The 17,579-nt window shown below is 42.9% G+C and carries 15 protein-coding genes; 12 read left to right on the top strand and 3 right to left on the bottom strand.

The window, feature by feature from the left end; all coding sequences use genetic code 11:
• Positions 1-89: 89 nt before the first annotated feature.
• Positions 90-1,154 (bottom strand): phage shock protein operon transcriptional activator, encoded by a 1,065-nt coding sequence (gene pspF / locus L4D20_RS14410; RefSeq protein ID WP_428802301.1) that lies wholly within the window; start codon positions 1,152-1,154, stop codon positions 90-92.
• Positions 1,155-1,383: 229 nt separating this feature from the next.
• Between pspF and pspA the strand changes: the two genes are divergently transcribed.
• The 8 genes from pspA (at position 1,384) to L4D20_RS14370 (ending at position 9,267) form a co-directional block, all read left to right on the top strand.
• On the top strand, positions 1,384-2,052 hold the full coding sequence (gene pspA, locus L4D20_RS14405) for a phage shock protein PspA (RefSeq protein WP_428802300.1): 669 nt from the start codon (positions 1,384-1,386) through the stop codon (positions 2,050-2,052).
• Positions 2,053-2,061: 9 nt separating this feature from the next.
• Positions 2,062-2,295 (top strand): envelope stress response membrane protein PspB, encoded by a 234-nt coding sequence (pspB, locus tag L4D20_RS14400; RefSeq protein ID WP_428802299.1) that lies wholly within the window; start codon positions 2,062-2,064, stop codon positions 2,293-2,295.
• Positions 2,288-2,677: an envelope stress response membrane protein PspC gene (pspC, locus tag L4D20_RS14395; protein WP_428802298.1), complete on the top strand. Its 390-nt coding sequence runs from the start codon at positions 2,288-2,290 to the stop codon at positions 2,675-2,677. Before pspB ends, pspC begins: the two co-directional genes overlap by 8 nt.
• 149 nt (positions 2,678-2,826) lie before the next feature.
• A complete protein-coding gene (locus L4D20_RS14390) occupies positions 2,827-3,858 on the top strand; it encodes an efflux RND transporter periplasmic adaptor subunit (protein WP_428802297.1) in 1,032 nt (343 codons plus the stop codon).
• Position 3,859: 1 nt separating this feature from the next.
• On the top strand, positions 3,860-4,945 hold the full coding sequence (locus tag L4D20_RS14385; RefSeq protein ID WP_428802296.1) for an efflux RND transporter periplasmic adaptor subunit: 1,086 nt from the start codon (positions 3,860-3,862) through the stop codon (positions 4,943-4,945).
• On the top strand, positions 4,938-8,042 hold the full coding sequence (locus tag L4D20_RS14380) for an efflux RND transporter permease subunit (protein ID WP_428802295.1): 3,105 nt from the start codon (positions 4,938-4,940) through the stop codon (positions 8,040-8,042). The genes L4D20_RS14385 and L4D20_RS14380 overlap by 8 nt, the downstream gene beginning before the upstream one ends.
• 113 nt (positions 8,043-8,155) lie before the next feature.
• Complete coding sequence (locus L4D20_RS14375) at positions 8,156-8,722, top strand: DNA-3-methyladenine glycosylase I (protein WP_428802294.1); 567 nt, start codon at positions 8,156-8,158, stop codon at positions 8,720-8,722.
• 65 nt (positions 8,723-8,787) lie between these two features.
• Positions 8,788-9,267: a globin family protein gene (locus L4D20_RS14370; RefSeq protein ID WP_428802293.1), complete on the top strand. Its 480-nt coding sequence runs from the start codon at positions 8,788-8,790 to the stop codon at positions 9,265-9,267.
• Between the two features lie 122 nt (positions 9,268-9,389).
• Here the strand turns inward: L4D20_RS14370 and L4D20_RS14365 are convergent, their stop codons facing one another.
• On the bottom strand, positions 9,390-10,589 hold the full coding sequence (locus L4D20_RS14365; protein ID WP_428802292.1) for a cystathionine beta-lyase: 1,200 nt from the start codon (positions 10,587-10,589) through the stop codon (positions 9,390-9,392).
• Positions 10,590-10,696: 107 nt separating this feature from the next.
• A complete protein-coding gene (gene cls, locus L4D20_RS14360) occupies positions 10,697-12,151 on the bottom strand; it encodes a cardiolipin synthase (protein ID WP_428802291.1) in 1,455 nt (484 codons plus the stop codon).
• A gap of 372 nt (positions 12,152-12,523) precedes the next feature.
• On the opposite strand from cls, the gene L4D20_RS14355 reads away from it, so the two are divergent.
• From L4D20_RS14355 to L4D20_RS14340, 4 genes are all read left to right on the top strand, one after another.
• Complete coding sequence (locus L4D20_RS14355; protein ID WP_428802290.1) at positions 12,524-13,954, top strand: sodium-dependent transporter; 1,431 nt, start codon at positions 12,524-12,526, stop codon at positions 13,952-13,954.
• Between the two features lie 210 nt (positions 13,955-14,164).
• Complete coding sequence (locus L4D20_RS14350) at positions 14,165-15,775, top strand: methyl-accepting chemotaxis protein (protein WP_428802289.1); 1,611 nt, start codon at positions 14,165-14,167, stop codon at positions 15,773-15,775.
• Positions 15,776-15,891: 116 nt separating this feature from the next.
• Positions 15,892-16,596 carry a TIGR01621 family pseudouridine synthase gene (locus L4D20_RS14345; protein WP_428802288.1) on the top strand — a complete coding sequence of 235 codons (705 nt, stop codon included), beginning with the start codon at positions 15,892-15,894 and terminating at the stop codon, positions 16,594-16,596.
• 41 nt (positions 16,597-16,637) lie between these two features.
• A complete protein-coding gene (locus L4D20_RS14340; RefSeq protein ID WP_428802287.1) occupies positions 16,638-17,570 on the top strand; it encodes a class I SAM-dependent methyltransferase in 933 nt (310 codons plus the stop codon).
• Positions 17,571-17,579: the final 9 nt, after the last annotated feature.

The following is a 17,579-nucleotide window of genomic DNA, read 5'->3' as shown; positions in this document are numbered from 1 at the left end:
ACATCAAGCCTGATATTTTGCCGTAAGATCTCAACAATTTACCATTTTTTGTTCATTCAAACCAACTGAAAACAGTTGAATGCCCGAGGTTATTGTTCGTTTTGTCCAATTAGGTCATATTTTCTGACCATGCCTCTTAATTGATGATAGCTCAAGCCTAATAGCTCAGCGGCTTTACGCTGATTAAATTGTGCTTCATTTAATGCAAGGGTTAACAATTCGATATCCTGTGTCTCTTGCCATTTTTTATAATCAACCGGAAAATCGATTCTGCGTTGCAAGCGGAGGTTATGATTATCATCGTTTGAAGTCTTATCGTCAGAGCCATTATTAGCATCTATTATAGCGCCATCAATAGTGGGCTCATTAAAAGTGTCAATATTGCTCCACGCATTTTCAAAAGGATTAAATACAAGAGTGTTTATAGGCTCATCGACAGCGCTATGCTGATAAATAGCACGCTCAATGACATTTTTAAGCTCTCGTATATTCCCTGGCCAAGCGTAGTTAAGTAGCTCATTCATAGCGTTAGGTGAGAAGCCTGCAAAATATTCTAATTCTAACTCTTGGCACATTTTAATTGCGTAATGTTCCGCAAGCAGTGGGATGTCTTCTTGGCGTTGTCTTAGTGGCGGTATGTGAATCACATCAAAGGCGAGCCTATCAAGCAGATCTGCACGAAACAAATTTTGTTCGGCCAGTTTAGGAAGATTAGCATTGGTCGCGCAAACCAATCGAACATTAGCATTGAGAGACTTTTGGCCACCCACACGTTCATATTGTCCGTATTCAATAACTCGTAGTAGTTTTTCTTGAACGGATAGGGGAGCGGTCGCCAATTCATCTAAGAACAGAGTTCCCCCTTCTGCTCGCTCGAATCGGCCATGATGACGACCTTTTGCACCAGTAAATGAGCCAGACTCATGACCAAATAACTCAGAATCAATCAGACCCTCGCTAAGCGTTGCGCAGTTTAGTGAGACTAAACTTTGCTCCCAACGGCGCGACAAATAGTGTAATCGCTGAGCAATCAGTTCTTTGCCTGTTCCCCGTTCACCAATGATCAGTACGGGTCTATCTATTGGGGCTAGTCGAGACACTTTATCGAGTACAGACAGAAATGCCGGTGATTCACCAATCAAATTTTGACGCATAACGAGATCCATGTTGATACACAGGGGTTGGTTAAAAATACCAACTATAGGTTAATTTCATCATAGCATAGATGGTTATGATAGTGAGCGTTTTCTAAGTGATTGAATATTAACGATCTAAACTTGGCACATTACTTGATTGTATATTTACATACTCACAGAGCCTTTGTGCTGAAATACACTCTACATAAAATGCAGCGCAACATATTATTTTAATAGGAGATCTATCATGGGCGTTTTTTCTCGTTTTGCTGATATTGTAAATTCAAACATTAGTTCACTACTCGATAAGGCTGAAGATCCTGAAAAAATGATTCGCCTCATAATCCAAGAGATGGAAGATACTTTGGTTGAGGTGAGAACCAATTCAGCGAAAGCATTAGCCGATAAGAAAGATTTGGTCCGTAAAATCGAAGCAATGGAAGATCAAATTACAGATTGGCAGCAAAAAGCGACACTGGCTATAACTAAGCAGCGCGAAGATCTTGCAAGAGCGGCACTGATTGAAAAACAGAAGTTGCAAGATATGATGAAGGGGCTACAAACTGAGCGTGTCCTTGTTGAAGACACCATTGAAAAATTGGGTGGAGAAGTAAGCAAGCTAGAAAGTAAAATTCTAGAAACTCGTGCGAAGCAGCAGACGTTAGCTATTCGTAATCAAACAGCGACAAGTCGACGTGATGTGCAAAAACATCTTCATACCAGTCGCACACATGAAGCGATGGCGAAATTTGAACAATACTCACGTAAAGTGGATGAGTTAGAAGCTGAAGCGGATGTGTATGCAAAAAGCGGTAACGCTAAGTCATTAGATCAAGAGTTTGCTGAACTTCAAGCACAAGATGAAATTGAAAATGAGTTAGCCAAGCTTAAGCAGCAGATTAAAGACAAAGAATAGGAGAAATACATGTCGTCATTTTTAATTGCAGGGCCGTTGATGGTCTTCTTAGTCTTTGTCGCTCCTCTGTGGCTAGTTTTGCATTACAGAGGCAAACGAAACTCGGGCACTGGGCTTTCAGGTGAAGATAATCAACGTATTCAGAAACTGTCAGAGCAAGCGGATAAATTGCAATCTCGCGTTGTAACTTTAGAGCGAATTTTAGATGCGGAATCACCCAATTGGAGATCATCTTATGACTAAGAAGGAGCTGTATAGGGACACTCAAAACAGTAAATTAACGGGTGTCTGTGCAGGACTTGCTAACTACTTTGCAGTCGAAGTGTGGCTAATTCGTATCTTAGTCATTTCAGCGGCTCTTTTAGGCGGCAGTTTTTTGGTGATTCTTGCCTATGTTGCAATGACATTGATGCTAGAGAAACAACCAGATAACTACAGTGAAAATATTAAGACTCAACAAGAGCACAAGTTGAAAAGTAAGCCTTGGCAGCAAGGGAAGTCTGCAAGTGAATTATTAAAGACTTTAGAAGCTGACTTCGATGGTATGGCGACTAAGCTTGGGAAAATGGAAGCACATGTAACGTCTGAGGCTTTCAAGGTTAACCGTGAGTTTAAAAATCTTTGAATCACCAAAGCAGTTGAATCAATAATGAGAGCAACATCAAATGCTGCTCTCTATTCATTTAATTTCAATGAATTAACATAACATTAACTGGCATGCAGCTTGGCATTAATCTATCATTTGTAACTAAATGATACCAATGGATAGAGAGCATGCGAAAATTAGCGCACCTTGTTGTCTTTAGCGCAATTTTAAGTGGTTGTGGTAAAGATCTTCCCCCCGTTCCTGAGCCGGAATCTCGGCCTGCAAAACTGTTTACTGTATCAGTCGGTAATAGCCATTTTGAGCGCCACTTCCCTGCGACGACAGAAGCTGGCGATAAAGCTGTTCTCACGTTCAGAGTACCAGGCCAACTACAAAGTATTGATGTGACTGCCGGTCAAATGGTGACAAAAGGCGAGCAGTTAGCAACATTAAATCCAGATGAGTACTCACTGTTAGCTAAGCAAGCTAAGGCTCAGTTTTTGTTGGCAGATGTTCAATACGAACGCTATAAAAAGCTTCACAAAGATAAAGTCGTCTCTGAGCAAGATTTTGATCAAGCCAAAGCTAATCACAATTCCGCCACTGCTGTGATGTCTCAAGCCAATGCAAACCTTCGTTACACCAAGCTTATCGCACCTTACGAGGGCACGATTTCATTAGTGCCTGCGCAAAATTTTGAGTTTGTAAGCGATAAAGTTGGCATTATGAATATTCAGACTAATCAATTGCTTAAGGTTGTTTTTCAGCTTCCTGACCATTTGTTAAATCGTTTTGCTCAAAACTTAAACCCTACAGTGACAATGACATTTGATGCCTTCCCTGGTGCCGCTTACCCATTGTTATTTCAGGAAATAGATACTGAAGCTGACCATAAAACTGGCTCATATAAAGTCACAATGGTGATGGAGCGACCAGAAGATGTTGGCATTCTTCCTGGTATGGCTGGAAGTGTGCGTGCGATTGTTGATGCAGGGAGTGCGACGAGAATTCCTTCTTCTGCCCTGTTCGAAGCGAATGGTAATACCAACGTTTGGCGAGTCAATTCTGATGGAATTACAGAAAAAGCGAGGGTAAAGCTTAACGATAAGAGAGAAGTTCTATCTGGTTTAAACGATGGCGATCAGATTGTGATATCCGGTGTCAGCGGTATCGAAGCGGGCATAAAAGTTCGCGAATGGGTGAAGGAGAGAGGGCTTTAATATGAAACAATCATTACGTTATTGTCTCTTAGCGCTAACAACGATATTGACCGCATGTGGGCAAGCGCCCATTGAAAAAGTGAGTCAGCTTGCAAGAGTGAAAGTTGCAGACCTGTCAGTTAGCCAAGTTCGTGACAGTCTATATTTTCCGGCGGTAGCCAATGCAGCGGAGCGTTCTCATTTAAGCTTTCGCGTCGCGGGCGAAGTCAGTCACCTTCATGTACGAGAAGGCGACAAGGTGACTAAAGGTCAGCTTATCGCACAAATTGATCCAACGGACTATCAATTAGACGTTGATAACGCTTCAGCCCGTTTCTCTGTGGTTGATAGTCAGCATAGACGTTCTAAGCCGCTTGTTAAAAAAGGGCTTTTGGCGAAATCTCAGTTTGATGAAATAGCCGCACAGCGTTGGATAGCGTTAGCGGAACTTGAACTGGCGAAGTTACGTTTATCATTTACAAAGCTACGCGCACCCGTCGATGGCATTATCTCTAGAGTCAGTATTGATCAATTTGAGAACATCCAAGTAGGGCAACAGATCGTTAATATACACAGCGTAGAAAGTGTTGAAATACTGATTCAACTGCCTGACCGCTTGTACGTTAATCAGCCTACAAGAGACATTATTGATGCTATTCAAACGATTGTTCGTGTTCCAAGTGGTAATGAATACCCTGCAACGGTTAAAGAGTTTACGACAGAGCCCGATCCATCAACCGGAACATTCACCGTTACGCTTTCACTGCCTATGCCTGAAACCGAGTACATTTTAGATGGTATGGCGGTTGAAGTAACCGCGAGTGGGTCAACCATTGGACGAGGGATGTCCGTAGGAGCAACCGTCCCAATTGAAGCGGTGTTTAATGGTGAGGGCGACGGCCTAGACCGCACGAATAAGTATGTTTGGATACTTAATCAAGACAGCACCGTATCAAAACAAAAAGTTGTTTTGGGCAAGGCAACGTCGGACTCATTTAAAGTGATCGATGGAATTGATAGCAGTAACAAAGTGGTTATTGCTGGACTTTCAAGGTTAAGAGAAGGAATGAAAGTGGAAGTGATTTCAGAGGTAGCCATTCATGAATGATTCTAATAAGGCTCTGCCACAAGAAAGTGATGAAGAGAAAGGCATCGCTGTCTATTTTATAAAGAACCGCGTGATCAGTTGGATGATCGCTTTGATATTTCTGATTGGTGGCGTATCAGCATTTTTTAATCTAGGCCGGCTAGAAGACCCTGCATTTACAATTAAAGATGCCATGGTCGTGACTCAATACCCTGGAGCGACACCGCAGCAAGTGGAAGAAGAAGTTACTTATCCCCTTGAAAAAGCGATTCAGCAGCTTACCTATGTTGATGAGGTTAACTCCATATCCAGTCGAGGGTTGTCTCAAATCTCGGTCACCATGAAGAACAACTATGGTCCTGATGATCTACCTCAAATATGGGATGAATTGCGCCGTAAAGTGAATGATACCAAAGGCTCTCTTTCCCCCGGGGTAAGCTCTCCTCAGGTCATTGATGACTTTGGTGATGTTTACGGAATCCTGCTTGCAGTTACAGGCGAAGGATATGGCTACAAAGAGTTACTGGATTACGTTGATTACTTAAGGCGAGAGCTTGAGCTTATTGACGGTGTCAGCAAAATATCGGTATCGGGCCAGCAGCAAGAGCAGGTGTTTATTGAGATCTCAATGAAGCGATTGAGTAGTCTTGGATTAGCGCCAACCACAGTCTTTAATTTACTCTCTACTCAAAACCTTGTGTCCGATGCAGGTGCAGTCCGAATTGGCGATGAATACATTCGCATCCACCCTACAGGCGAGTTCAAAAATGTAGACCAGTTGGGTGATTTAATCATCAATGAAAGTGGCGCTTCTGGCCTGATCTATTTACGTGATGTAGCGGAAATCAGTCGTGGCTATCAAGAAGTACCAAGCAACATCATCAACTTCAATGGTGAGGTGGCGTTGAATGTCGGGGTTTCGTTTGCAAGCGGCGTCAATGTCGTTGAAGTTGGAAAACGGTTTGATAGACGCTTAGCTGAATTGAAGTTTCAACAACCGGTTGGCATTGATATCTCGGAAATTTATAGTCAACCCAAAGAGGTCGATAAGTCGGTTAGTGGCTTTGTTGTAAGCTTAGGACAAGCTGTGGCGATCGTTATCATCGTCCTTCTTTTCTTTATGGGCTTACGTTCTGGTCTCCTCATCGGCCTTATACTGTTGCTGACAGTATTTGGTACTTTCATCTTCATGCAGTATTTCAAAATTGATTTACAGCGTATATCACTTGGTGCACTCGTTATAGCCCTAGGGATGTTGGTGGATAATGCCATTGTCGTTGTAGAGGGAATATTGATAGGGACCCAAAAAGGCCGGACCCGAACCCAAGCGGCGACAGATATTGTTACACAGACCAAATGGCCTTTGCTTGGTGCAACAGTCATCGCTGTCACAGCCTTCGCCCCTATTGGTCTGTCTGAAGATGCAACAGGTGAGTATTGTGGTACATTATTTACGGTACTTTTGATCTCACTAATGTTGAGCTGGTTTACGGCTATTTCTCTAACTCCATTCTTTGCTGATATGTTCTTTAAGGGACAAAAAATGCCAGAAGGTGGTGAAGATAACGACCCGTACAAAGGGGCGGTGTTTGTTATCTATAAAAACTTTTTAGAGTTTTGCATGAACCGCGCTTGGTTAACGGTCGCTGTTCTTGTCGTAAGTTTAGGAGCGGGCCTTTATGGCTTTACAATGGTTAAACAGTCATTCTTCCCTTCATCTATTACGCCGATGTTCCAAGCAGATATCTGGATGCCGGAAGGGACCGATATCAGAGCGACGAATACCAAACTCAAGGTATTAGAGAGCTGGATCGCAGAGCAAGACAATGTTGAGCATGTCACTACGACTGCGGGTAAAGGTTTACAGCGTTTTATGTTGACCTACGCGCCGGAGAAAAGCTATGCAGGTTATGGCGAGATAACAACGCGTGTCGATGACTACGCTGCACTGCACGATCTGATGGCGAAGTTCCGTCAACATGTTGAAGATAATTTTCCAGAAATTAACTACAAGCTTAAACAGATTGAATTGGGGCCGGGTGGTGGTGCAAAAATTGAAGCGCGAGTAGTTGGCTCCGATCCAACGATATTGAGAGGTCTTGCAGCTCAGGTAGTCGATATCATGCATGCGGATCCTAATACCACGAACGTACGTCATGATTGGCGTGAACGAACCAAAGTTTTAGAGCCGCAGTTTAACGAAAGCCAAGCAAGGCGTTACGGTATCACGAAGTCGGATGTTGATGACTTCCTATCAATGTCATTCTCTGGGAAATCGGTCGGTGTCTATCGAGACGGCACAACGCTAATGCCTATCGTCGCTCGGTTACCTGAAGATGAACGAGTCGATATTCGTAATATTGAAGGCATGAAGATGTGGAGCCCAGTACTGAGCGAATATATCCCGCTTCAACAAGTTACGCTAGGTTACGAGTTGCAGTGGGAAGACCCAATTATTGTCCGTAAGAACCGTAAACGTGTTTTAACGGTAATGGCGGATCCTGATTTGCTAGGTGAAGAGACGGCTTCGACATTACAAAAGCGTCTAATGCCACAAATTGAAGCGATCGAAATGCCACCGGGCTATTCTCTTGAATGGGGCGGCGAGTATGAGTCATCTCGTGATGCTCAAGCTTCACTATTCACAACCATGCCACTTGGCTATCTGTTCATGTTCTTAATTACTGTTTTCCTATTTAATTCGGTTAAAGAGCCGTTAATCGTTTGGTTGACTGTTCCTTTGGCGATAATAGGGGTGACAACGGGGTTATTAGCACTTAATACACCATTTGGCTTTATGGCGCTGTTAGGCTTTTTGAGCTTGTCTGGTATGTTGTTGAAAAATGGTATTGTATTGCTCGATCAGATTGAAATTGAAATGCAGTCGGGTAAAGAGCCTTATATTGCGGTAGTCGATGCTGCATTAAGTCGTGTTCGTCCGGTGTGTATGGCGGCGATTACGACGATACTTGGTATGATTCCACTGTTGCCTGATATCTTCTTTAAACCTATGGCTGTAACGATTATGTTCGGGCTTGGTTTCGCGACCGTTTTAACACTTATCGTTGTTCCGGTTCTATATCGAATCTTCCATGGGCTAAAAATCCCTCAGCAATAGATCACTAGCGCTTCAACTTATTTTTGAGTCAGCACTAGAATAGTATTATGAAAAGCGCCTCTGATGATTCAGGGGCGTTTTAATAAGGAACGTTTCTTAAAGGAGTAACAGCAATGAAGGAAACAACATGCGCATGGGCAATAAATACCCCCCTAGAACGTGAATATCACGATAATGAATGGGGTAGGGCTGTTTATGATGACAGAGTGTTATTCGAGTTTATTACGCTGGAAGGGGCACAAGCAGGGCTCAGCTGGATAACAATCTTAAAAAAGAGAGAAGGCTATCGTGCTGCGTTTCTCAATTATGATTTAGACATGCTTGCGAAGCTTGATGATTCCAACGTTGCATCGATCATCGAAAACTTCGATATCGTTAGGCATAAAGGAAAAATCGCATCAGTTTACAACAATGCTAGAGCCGCCATTGAATTACAAAATGAATACAGTTCTTTGTCTAAAGCTCTTTGGCAATTTGTTGACGGAAAATCACTGACCAATCAATGGTCTTCAATGGATCAAGTTCCGGCTTCAACTGAAACATCAAAAGAGATGAGTAAGTTTTTAAAGAAGCGTGGTTTTAAGTTTGTTGGCGAAACGATCTGCTATGCGTTCATGCAGGCGACGGGAATGGTCAATGATCATCTTATTGATTGTCCTAAATATAATTTAGATAAATAAAATTGGCGAGTAACAATGTAGCTTCTACTATTAATTAAAAGAAGATCACGTTGCTAGGAATAAATATGCCGATAACTGCTATCGAAAAAAAATTAATCCAAGATAGCTTTGCCAAAGTAGCTCCCATTGCAGACCAAGCCGCGGAGATATTTTATGCAAAGCTTTTTGAGTATGATCCCAGTCTAAAAGTATTGTTTAAAGGCGATATGAAAACGCAGGGTAAAAAGTTGATGACTACGCTTGGTGTTGCCGTTAAAGGGCTAGATAATCTTGATTCGCTCATACCAGTACTACAGGGTTTAGCGACTAAACATGTAAGTTATGGAGTGAAGGTTGATGATTACACCCCAGTAGGAAATGCATTACTTTTCGCATTAAAGACTGGACTTGGTAATCAGTTTGACGATAAAACGCGGAATGCTTGGATTAAAATTTATAATACGATAGCAACGGTAATGAGAAGTGCAGCTTACCCAGGCTTTGATCCTAATACGTACAAAAATACTCGAGCATATAATCGACAGGGTCAGAGAAATTCAGCGTAAATTCCTTGCTAGTGGTTTCAGTATGGTCATGCGAAAAGAGTGCAGAAAATGACGGCACTCTTTTTAATTAGCCTTTGAATAACGGCACTAACTTATTTGACACTAACTTATTTGGCACTTAGCTATTTAGCGTTTGCTTTGACCGCTTCATTATAACGCTCTAAACCCAACTCTAAATCAGCAATTAAATCATTAACGTCTTCAAGTCCTATGTGAACACGGATCAGAGTACCTGTGAAGTTAGGGTTGGCGATGGTTCTTAAACTGTTAAAGCTTCTTGGTTCATTAGCCAAAATCAAACTTTCAAATCCACCCCAAGAATACCCCATGCTGAAATGCTTCATTCCATCAAGTAGCTCTGTGGTAGCTTTTGGGTGAGATTCGTTTAGAACGAAAGAAAACAACCCATTTCCACCAGTGAAGTCACGCTCAAAGAATTCATGGCCAGGACATGTCTCTAAAGCAGGGTGGCGAACATGATCAACCTCAGGACGTTCTTGTAGCCATTTCGCAATAGCCAAGCTGTTCTCGGCATGCTGACGTAGACGTACATCTAACGTACGAATACCACGTAACCCTAGATATGCATCATCAGGAGAAACACATTGGCCCATCAAATAGCTTTGCTCTCTCAGTTGAGGCCAGTATTTTTCAATTGCTACAGCGGTACCGAGCATGACATCTGAGTGACCAACAATGTATTTGGTCGCTGCTTGAATTGAAATATCAACGCCAAAATCAAACGGGGAAAAGTTCACACCTGCAGCCCAAGTATTATCGAGCATAACTATGATATCTTGTTCGTGAGCGATACGAGATAGAGTCGGAATGTCTTGAACTTCCATCGTTACAGAGCCGGGAGACTCGGTGAACAAAATTTTAGTATTAGGCTTAATAAGATCGCGAATACCTTCTCCGATCATCGGCTCATAATAGGTTGTCTCAACGCCCATCTTTTTCATGATGGAATCACAGAAATCACGAGTAGGTTCGTAACACGTATCAACCATCAAGATGTGATCGCCGGTTTCAACGAAAGAGAGAATGGCGTTTGATATGGCGGCAGTACCACAAGGATAAAGAGCACACCCAGCACCACCTTCAAGTTCCACCATGGCGTCTTGGAAAGCAAAGTGTGTATTGGTGCCTCGGCGTCCATAGAACAATGTCTTATCTGCGCGTTTTAACATGGCTGCATTTTTCTCAGCAACGGTATCAAAAACGATTGTTGATGCTCTTTGAACTGGAGGGTTTACAACACCATTAGTCCATTTTTTATCGCGCCCAGCGGTGATGAGCCGAGTTTTTTTGCCTTCCGACATTCCATTTCCTTGTCTGCTAATTTGATCTATGTCTATTTAAAGCATGGAGTTGGGCTTTGTTTCAACCCCTCATAGCCGTTTATTTTGAGTTTCTAAATGATTTATAGTTACAAAAGTGGATTGAATAAGAAAAAGGCCCGTTCTAAAAATCGATGTCGAAGAGGGCGTACCTTCCATTGTTTTGCATCGACAGGATAAGATTGTTCTATGTATTGCTGCTGAAGCCATAGCATTTCTTTTGTAAATTCTTGATCTTCAATTGCTAAGGTCACTTCAAAGTTAAGCCATAAACTGCGCATATCCATATTAACCGTACCAACAAGACAGAAGTGGTCATCAATAACGACTGACTTTGTATGCAGTAACCCACCGTGAAATTCGTGGATATTGACGCCTGCTTCAAGAAGGTCACCATAAAATGCTCTTGAGGCCCATTTGACCATCAGTGAGTCATTCTTGTGAGGAATGATGATATCAACGTTAACACCTCGTTGGGCGGTCAGTTTAATCGTTTCTAGTAAGTCGGTACTCGGAACGAAGTAGGGTGTGGTTATTTTTACGGATTCATTGGCTTGGTGCATAGCCAATGCAAGCACTTGTAGAATCAGGTTCTCTGGCATGCCTGGGCCAGATGGCACTACCTGAATAGGGTGCTGTTGTTGCGATGGTTCGATGTGACATTCTGGCAGCTTTGGTAGTTCCCGCTTTCCTGTTTCAACTTCCCAATCCCAACTATGAATGGCTGATAGTACATTAACCGTAGGACCAGTAATTCTCACCATGATATCGATCCATTGGCCTACGTCTGCTCTTTGTTTGAAGTATGCGGGATCAACCATGTTCATTGAACCTGTGTACGCGACCATGTCATCAATGACGATTATTTTTCTATGCTGGCGTAAATCAAGGCGACGCAAGAAAATACGCCAAGGACTCACTTCTAACGCTTGAATAACGTGAATGCCAGACTGCTTCATCATTCGATACCAAGGGCTTCGGAAGAATCTTGGGCTGCCTGCTGAGTCGAGTAATAGCTTAATTTTAACGCCTCTTTTTGACGCTTTGATCAGTGCACTCGCTACTGAATCAGCTAATCCACCAGGGTGCCAAATATAGAACACCATACTAATACTATGTTGTGCTTTTTCGATGTCTTGAATAATAGAGTGAAGAATTTCATCAGGAGAGTTTTGTAGCGAAAGTGTATTGCCGCTGAGTGCGGGGATGCTCATTCGATTATTACAAAGATCATCTATTTTAGATATGTGCCCACCAAGCGATTCTGGAAGGTGCGCCTGGCAATGGTTAAGTTGACTAAACCATTGCTGAAATGGGCTAAACGCCTCTTTTGCTCGTTCACCACGTTTTCGGCCTAAATTGAGCTCACCAAATAAAAAGTAACAACCGACGCCAACAACGGGAACGATGTAGATGATCATAAGCCAAGCCAAAGACACACTGACAGCTCGTCTCTTTAATACGATTCGTAAAGTAACACCGGCAACCAAGAACCAATAGAGGCCGATACTTGCTAACGTAAGGAAATGATAGAACTGATCCATACACACTTAAGTTGTTGAATGATTGATAAGGATAGTAATGGGAATCAGTCAAGATAGGAATGGCTATTTGAACTTATATGAAATCATCGACAGTACAAAATTGTTAAAAAATCGTAATCGGCAGATGTGAATGTAACGAATTGTATATATTTGCAACAGATAAGACGTAAAATTAAGCGGTGGGCCATAATTTATACTATGTGGGGTTCCAATTTTACGCTCAAACTGGTTTACTTACCATATACGAGCGTCACTAAACCTTTATTGGGTGTAAACAGGGCTGTACAGTCTGTATTTACACTTTAACTTTTTAAGGCGCCAGTAAGACAAATATAATTCAGACAAACACAACATAAATTTTGGAGATACACCGTGGCGACTAGCAGTACAACCACACAACCCCGTGATACCTGGGGTTCGAAACTAGGATTCGTAATGGCCGCAGCTGGTTCAGCTGTAGGTCTAGGTAACATTTGGAAATTCCCGTATACAGCAGGTGAAAGTGGCGGCGGTGCGTTCGTCCTTATTTACCTATTGTTCGTTATTTTTATCGGTTTCAGTGTAATGCTGACGGAATTCGCTGTTGGTCGTAAGACAGGCGTTTCTGCAGTAGGTGCGTTTAAGAAAACAGACCGCCGCTGGTCGTTCGTCGGCGTTATTGGTGTTTTCAGTGGTCTATTGATCATGGGTTTCTATCCGGTTGTAGGTGGTTGGGCAATTGCTTATATCTACAAACTGGCTACTGGCCTATTGAGTGCACCAGAAGCTATCGGTGATAGCTTTGGTAGCTTTATCTCTAACCCAATTGAACCACTAATGTGGATGGGTCTTTACCTACTATTGAATATCGCAATCGTTGCTCGTGGTATTTCTGGTGGTATCGAGAAAGCAGGTAAAGTTCTAATGCCTATGCTGTTCATTATCCTTATCATTGTATCTATCAAAGGTATGATGCTTCCGGGTGCAAGCGCAGGTCTAGAATTCCTATTTAAACCTGACTTCTCTCAAGTGGATAGTGGTGTTGTTCTAGCAGCACTAGGTCAAGCGTTCTTCTCACTAAGCTTAGGTATGGGTTGTATGATCACATACGGTAGCTACCTGAAGAAGAAAGAGAACCTAGTTCAAACGACTGCAATGGTAACAGCAATGGATACCAGCGTTGCTATCCTTGCTGGCCTAGCAATGTTCCCTGCAATGTTCGCATTTGGCATGGCTCCTGCTGCTGGCCCTGGTCTAGTCTTCGTTGTTGTTCCTCAGCTATTCGCTGAAATGGGCGCAATTGGCTTAATGTTCGCTCTTATGTTCTTCGTTGGTCTAAGTGTTGCGGCTCTAACGTCTTCAGTATCTCTACTTGAAGTTGTTGTATCGTACCTAATCGATGAGAAAGGCTTGAAGCGTTCTACTGCTGTAGGTCTTGCTGCAACAGTGATGGGTGTACTATGTGTATTCTCTTCTATCTCTCTGGGTGGCCTAGGCCCACAACTGTTTGGTACAGGCGCATTTGATGTATTCGACCTACTAACAGATAAAATCTTCCTAGCGGTTGGCGGTATGCTTGTGTGTATCTTCGCTGGTTGGAGACTTAACCGTGAAGAGCTTGAGAAAGAGATCACGAACGATGGTGACATCAAGTTCCCACTGTTTGGTCTTTGGTACAACCTAGTTAAATACGTGATTCCTTTCGCTGTAGCAATCGTTGCGATTGCAGGTGTTTACTCTGGATTTGAATCTGGAAAAGGCGAAATCATGTTGGTTGGTCTAGGTGTGATAGCTGTTGCCGGTATCATCTCTAAGAAGCTCTAATAGAATCAGTTGGTTAGTTACATTTAACTAACGCAGCTACTTAAAAAGGCGAGAAACGGAATAGTTTCTCGCCTTTTTTATTTTCTCACTTTCTTAAATATCTCCCATACTTACCTAGCTATGAGCCAATAAAGCAGCATCAGGAAGCAATGACTGCTCCTTTTACTGCTATTTACTGTGTCGATTTGCACATAGGAAAGGGGGAGTCGTATGTCGGTAAGAAACAAGTTATATGGTGGATTCGCAAGTATTCTAGCCGTTGTCATGATCGCGATGGCGGTTATTTGGTGGGAAGTTGAACAGTCACACGACGTCGCGACAGAAATACGTGTAGACGACGTTCCAGGTGTTGAGCTTTATTTAGTGTTGATCGACGAAGCGGGTGATGTGTATCGTGATTCACTTAAGATTGTTGCTAATACGCCCGGAGCTAGAAGTGATTATGAATCTAATAAAGCCCAATTTAGAGACGCATATACGAAGATCGTCGCGTTGGAGAAAAGCAGTGCAGTCGACTACGAGCGACTAAAAAAAATAGAGGCACTGTTTAACCTTTATACCAGTGAGTTTGAGAGAAACGTACTACCTCAAGTTAATCCTTCGCAAGACTCTGACGTACTGTTTAGAGAGCTTGATCAACTCTACGACAAGCACCTTGTTATGCTAGAAAGTTTGCTTGATGACGCGTCCCTATCAGAGAGTGCAGAAGCACAGCGGGCGTTATTGGCACTCAATGACTCTTTTAATACTATTAACAGTACGATTTTAATCCTCACCATTATTGCAATCTTGTCCTCGTCTGCGGTTGCTTATTTCCTATCACACTCTATTACGACGCGTTTAACCCGCTTAGATGAAGTTGCCGTTCGAGTGGCTAATGGGGATTTAACTGCCGTGGAAATCGAAGACCCATCCAGTGATGAACTGGGTAACTTAGCGAAATCTGTTAATAAGATGCAAAGCTCCTTAGTGAGCCTATTAGGTTCAATCTCCAACGTGAGTTCTGAGGTAAAAGGCGTGACATCTGAACTCTTTCAGATAAGTAACGATATTGTTTCAGGCGCTTCATCTCAAGCAGATAAAGCTGCGCTAATTGCGACCGCCGCTGAGGAGTTAAGCCTAACCATCTCAGAAGTTGCGCAGCAAGGGAATTCTACTTTTGAAGAAGCACAGCGTTCTGAGAAGTCGGCAGAAGAGGGGCGTAACGTTATTATTGAGATGGTAGAAAGCATCCAACAAGTGTCTAACCAAATGAGCGACATGTCGACACAGATGAACACTCTAGGCTCGCATGGTGAGCAGATCGGCAGTGTTATTAAGGTTATCGAAGATATAGCCGAGCAAACGAATCTACTGGCTTTAAATGCGGCGATAGAGGCTGCACGCGCGGGAGAGTTTGGCCGTGGCTTTGCCGTGGTTGCAGATGAGGTGAGGGCACTGGCTGAAAGAACCACAAATGCGACTCAAGAGGTCTCAGGAATTATTCAGTCAATTCAATCGGGTACCAAGGAAGCGGTCACCTTCACCGAGGATAACTGCCAACTTGTCGAAATAGGTGTGAAGCAGAGCGTAGGGGCTGTGACTGCATTAGAGGAAATTGTATCAGGAGCTGCGAATGTTCAGAACATGGTTAACGCAATAGCGACAGCAGCCGAGGAGCAGACTGCGGTGACAAGAGAGATTGCTGCTGATATCACGGCGATTAGTGATATTTCAGAACAATCACTAACACTAGCAAATCAAAGCTCACAAAGCACCACTGGTCTAAACGCGCGAGTTTCAGAGCTTGAGCAATTAATAAGCAAATTTAAATTATCATAAGATAGATTCTCCTACCTAAGCTACGTCGATATTAGTTTGATGGTGTGAAAGGGGTAGGGGAGTGGAATATCTATTAAGAATCGGTATACTCCTTCGCTCTATACCGGAGCCCAATAATGTTCGATATTCTTCATACCGACAGTGACTTTCTCGTCATTAACAAACACCCTAATGTATCTGTTCATAAAGATGATGGAGATACGATGCTGCTTCAAGAAGTGGCAAAAGTTAGTGGTGATCGACAGCTCTATCTTGTGCACCGTTTGGACAAAATGACATCAGGTATACTCTTACTTGCTCGTAATCGAGAAGCCGCAAGCGCATTATCGCAGGCATTCGCCAATCGTAATGTTGAAAAACATTACCTAGCCATTGGTTGTAAAAAACCAAAGAAGAAACAAGGCTTGGTAAAGGGGGACATGGAACGCTCTCGTCGTTCAAGCTGGAAGTTGGTGAAAACTCTAGATAACCCCGCTATTACACAGTTTATATCGTTACCAGCCATGCCTGGTGAACGTCTGTTTCTATGCAAGCCATACACTGGTAAAACGCATCAAATAAGAGTGGCACTTAAATCTGTTGGTTCAAGCATTGTCGGTGATCCAATATACTCACCAAGTAGTGTATCTGATCGTGGCTACCTTCATGCGTTTGCATTGAGTTTTAACTATAACGGTATTGATCATCAATTTATTTGTGACCCTCGCCAATCGACGCTGTTAGGTACTAAATGGCAGGAGCAGCAAGTCAGTGACGGTATTCAGGCTTGGCTTCAACCTAGCTCACTCTCGTGGCCAAAACTAAATATACACCAAGATTAAACCGATCCCAAAATTAATCAGATCAAAGAGAATTAGAAGCAATGCAATCATCTCAGTTACCGAAGTTTTTTGACCATGTTGAGTCGGAATTGTCCCAAGTACCTAATGAGTTACGCCGCCTTTTTCATGGACGGGGGCACTACTGGCCGGGTCTTGAGCAGTTAACCTGTGATTGGTTGCAAGGGCAGTTGATCGTTAACCTATTCAAAGAGGTTGATGAAACGTTTCTTGCGACGTTAAAAGATGGCCTAATTAAACTGACAGAGCTTAACTGTTGGCTAGAAAAGCAGGGCAGCTGCATTGTGCTCCAGCATCGCTACGCGGATGGGGCACCGTCTGAGGTGCTAGTCGGAGAGTTAGATTCGCGACCTGTGGTTTCAGAGAACGGGTTGAAGTACCAACTTGATATTGGACGGAACCAAAACTTTGGTCTGTTTTTAGATATGCGTCTGGGTAGAGAGTGGGTGAAAGCGCGCTCAGAAAACAAAAACGTACTCAATTTATTTGCTTATACGTGCGGATTTTCCGTTGCTGCTGTTGAAGGCGGTGCGGTCAAAGTAGCAAATGTCGATATGGCCAAGTCTTCACTAAGCAAAGGCAGAGAAAACCATAAATTAAATGACCATGACTCGCGTAAAGTGAATTACTTAGGACACGACATCTTTAAGTCGTGGGGCAAGATTAAAAAGATGGGGCAATATGACCTAATCATTATTGATCCGCCATCATTTCAAAAAGGCAGTTTTGCACTAACGAAAGACTACAAAAAGATTCTACGTCGACTACCAGACCTTCTAGCGGAAGGCGGTGAAGTATTGGCATGCGTCAACTCACCTGTTGTTCATAGTGAGTTTTTAATTGAAAGCATGAAAGAAGAAGCACCTTCACTTAACTTCAAATATCGCTTGGATAACCCTCCAGAGTTTATCGATACCGATACTGAAGCCAGTTTAAAGGCACTTGTATTTAGCTAACGGCTGCCG

This window comes from Vibrio kyushuensis (assembly GCF_050337325.1).
Taxonomy (GTDB): Bacteria; Pseudomonadota; Gammaproteobacteria; order Enterobacterales; family Vibrionaceae; genus Vibrio; species Vibrio kyushuensis.
Note: the sequence above shows the minus strand (reverse complement) of the source record. Positions and strands in the feature narration are given on the sequence as shown.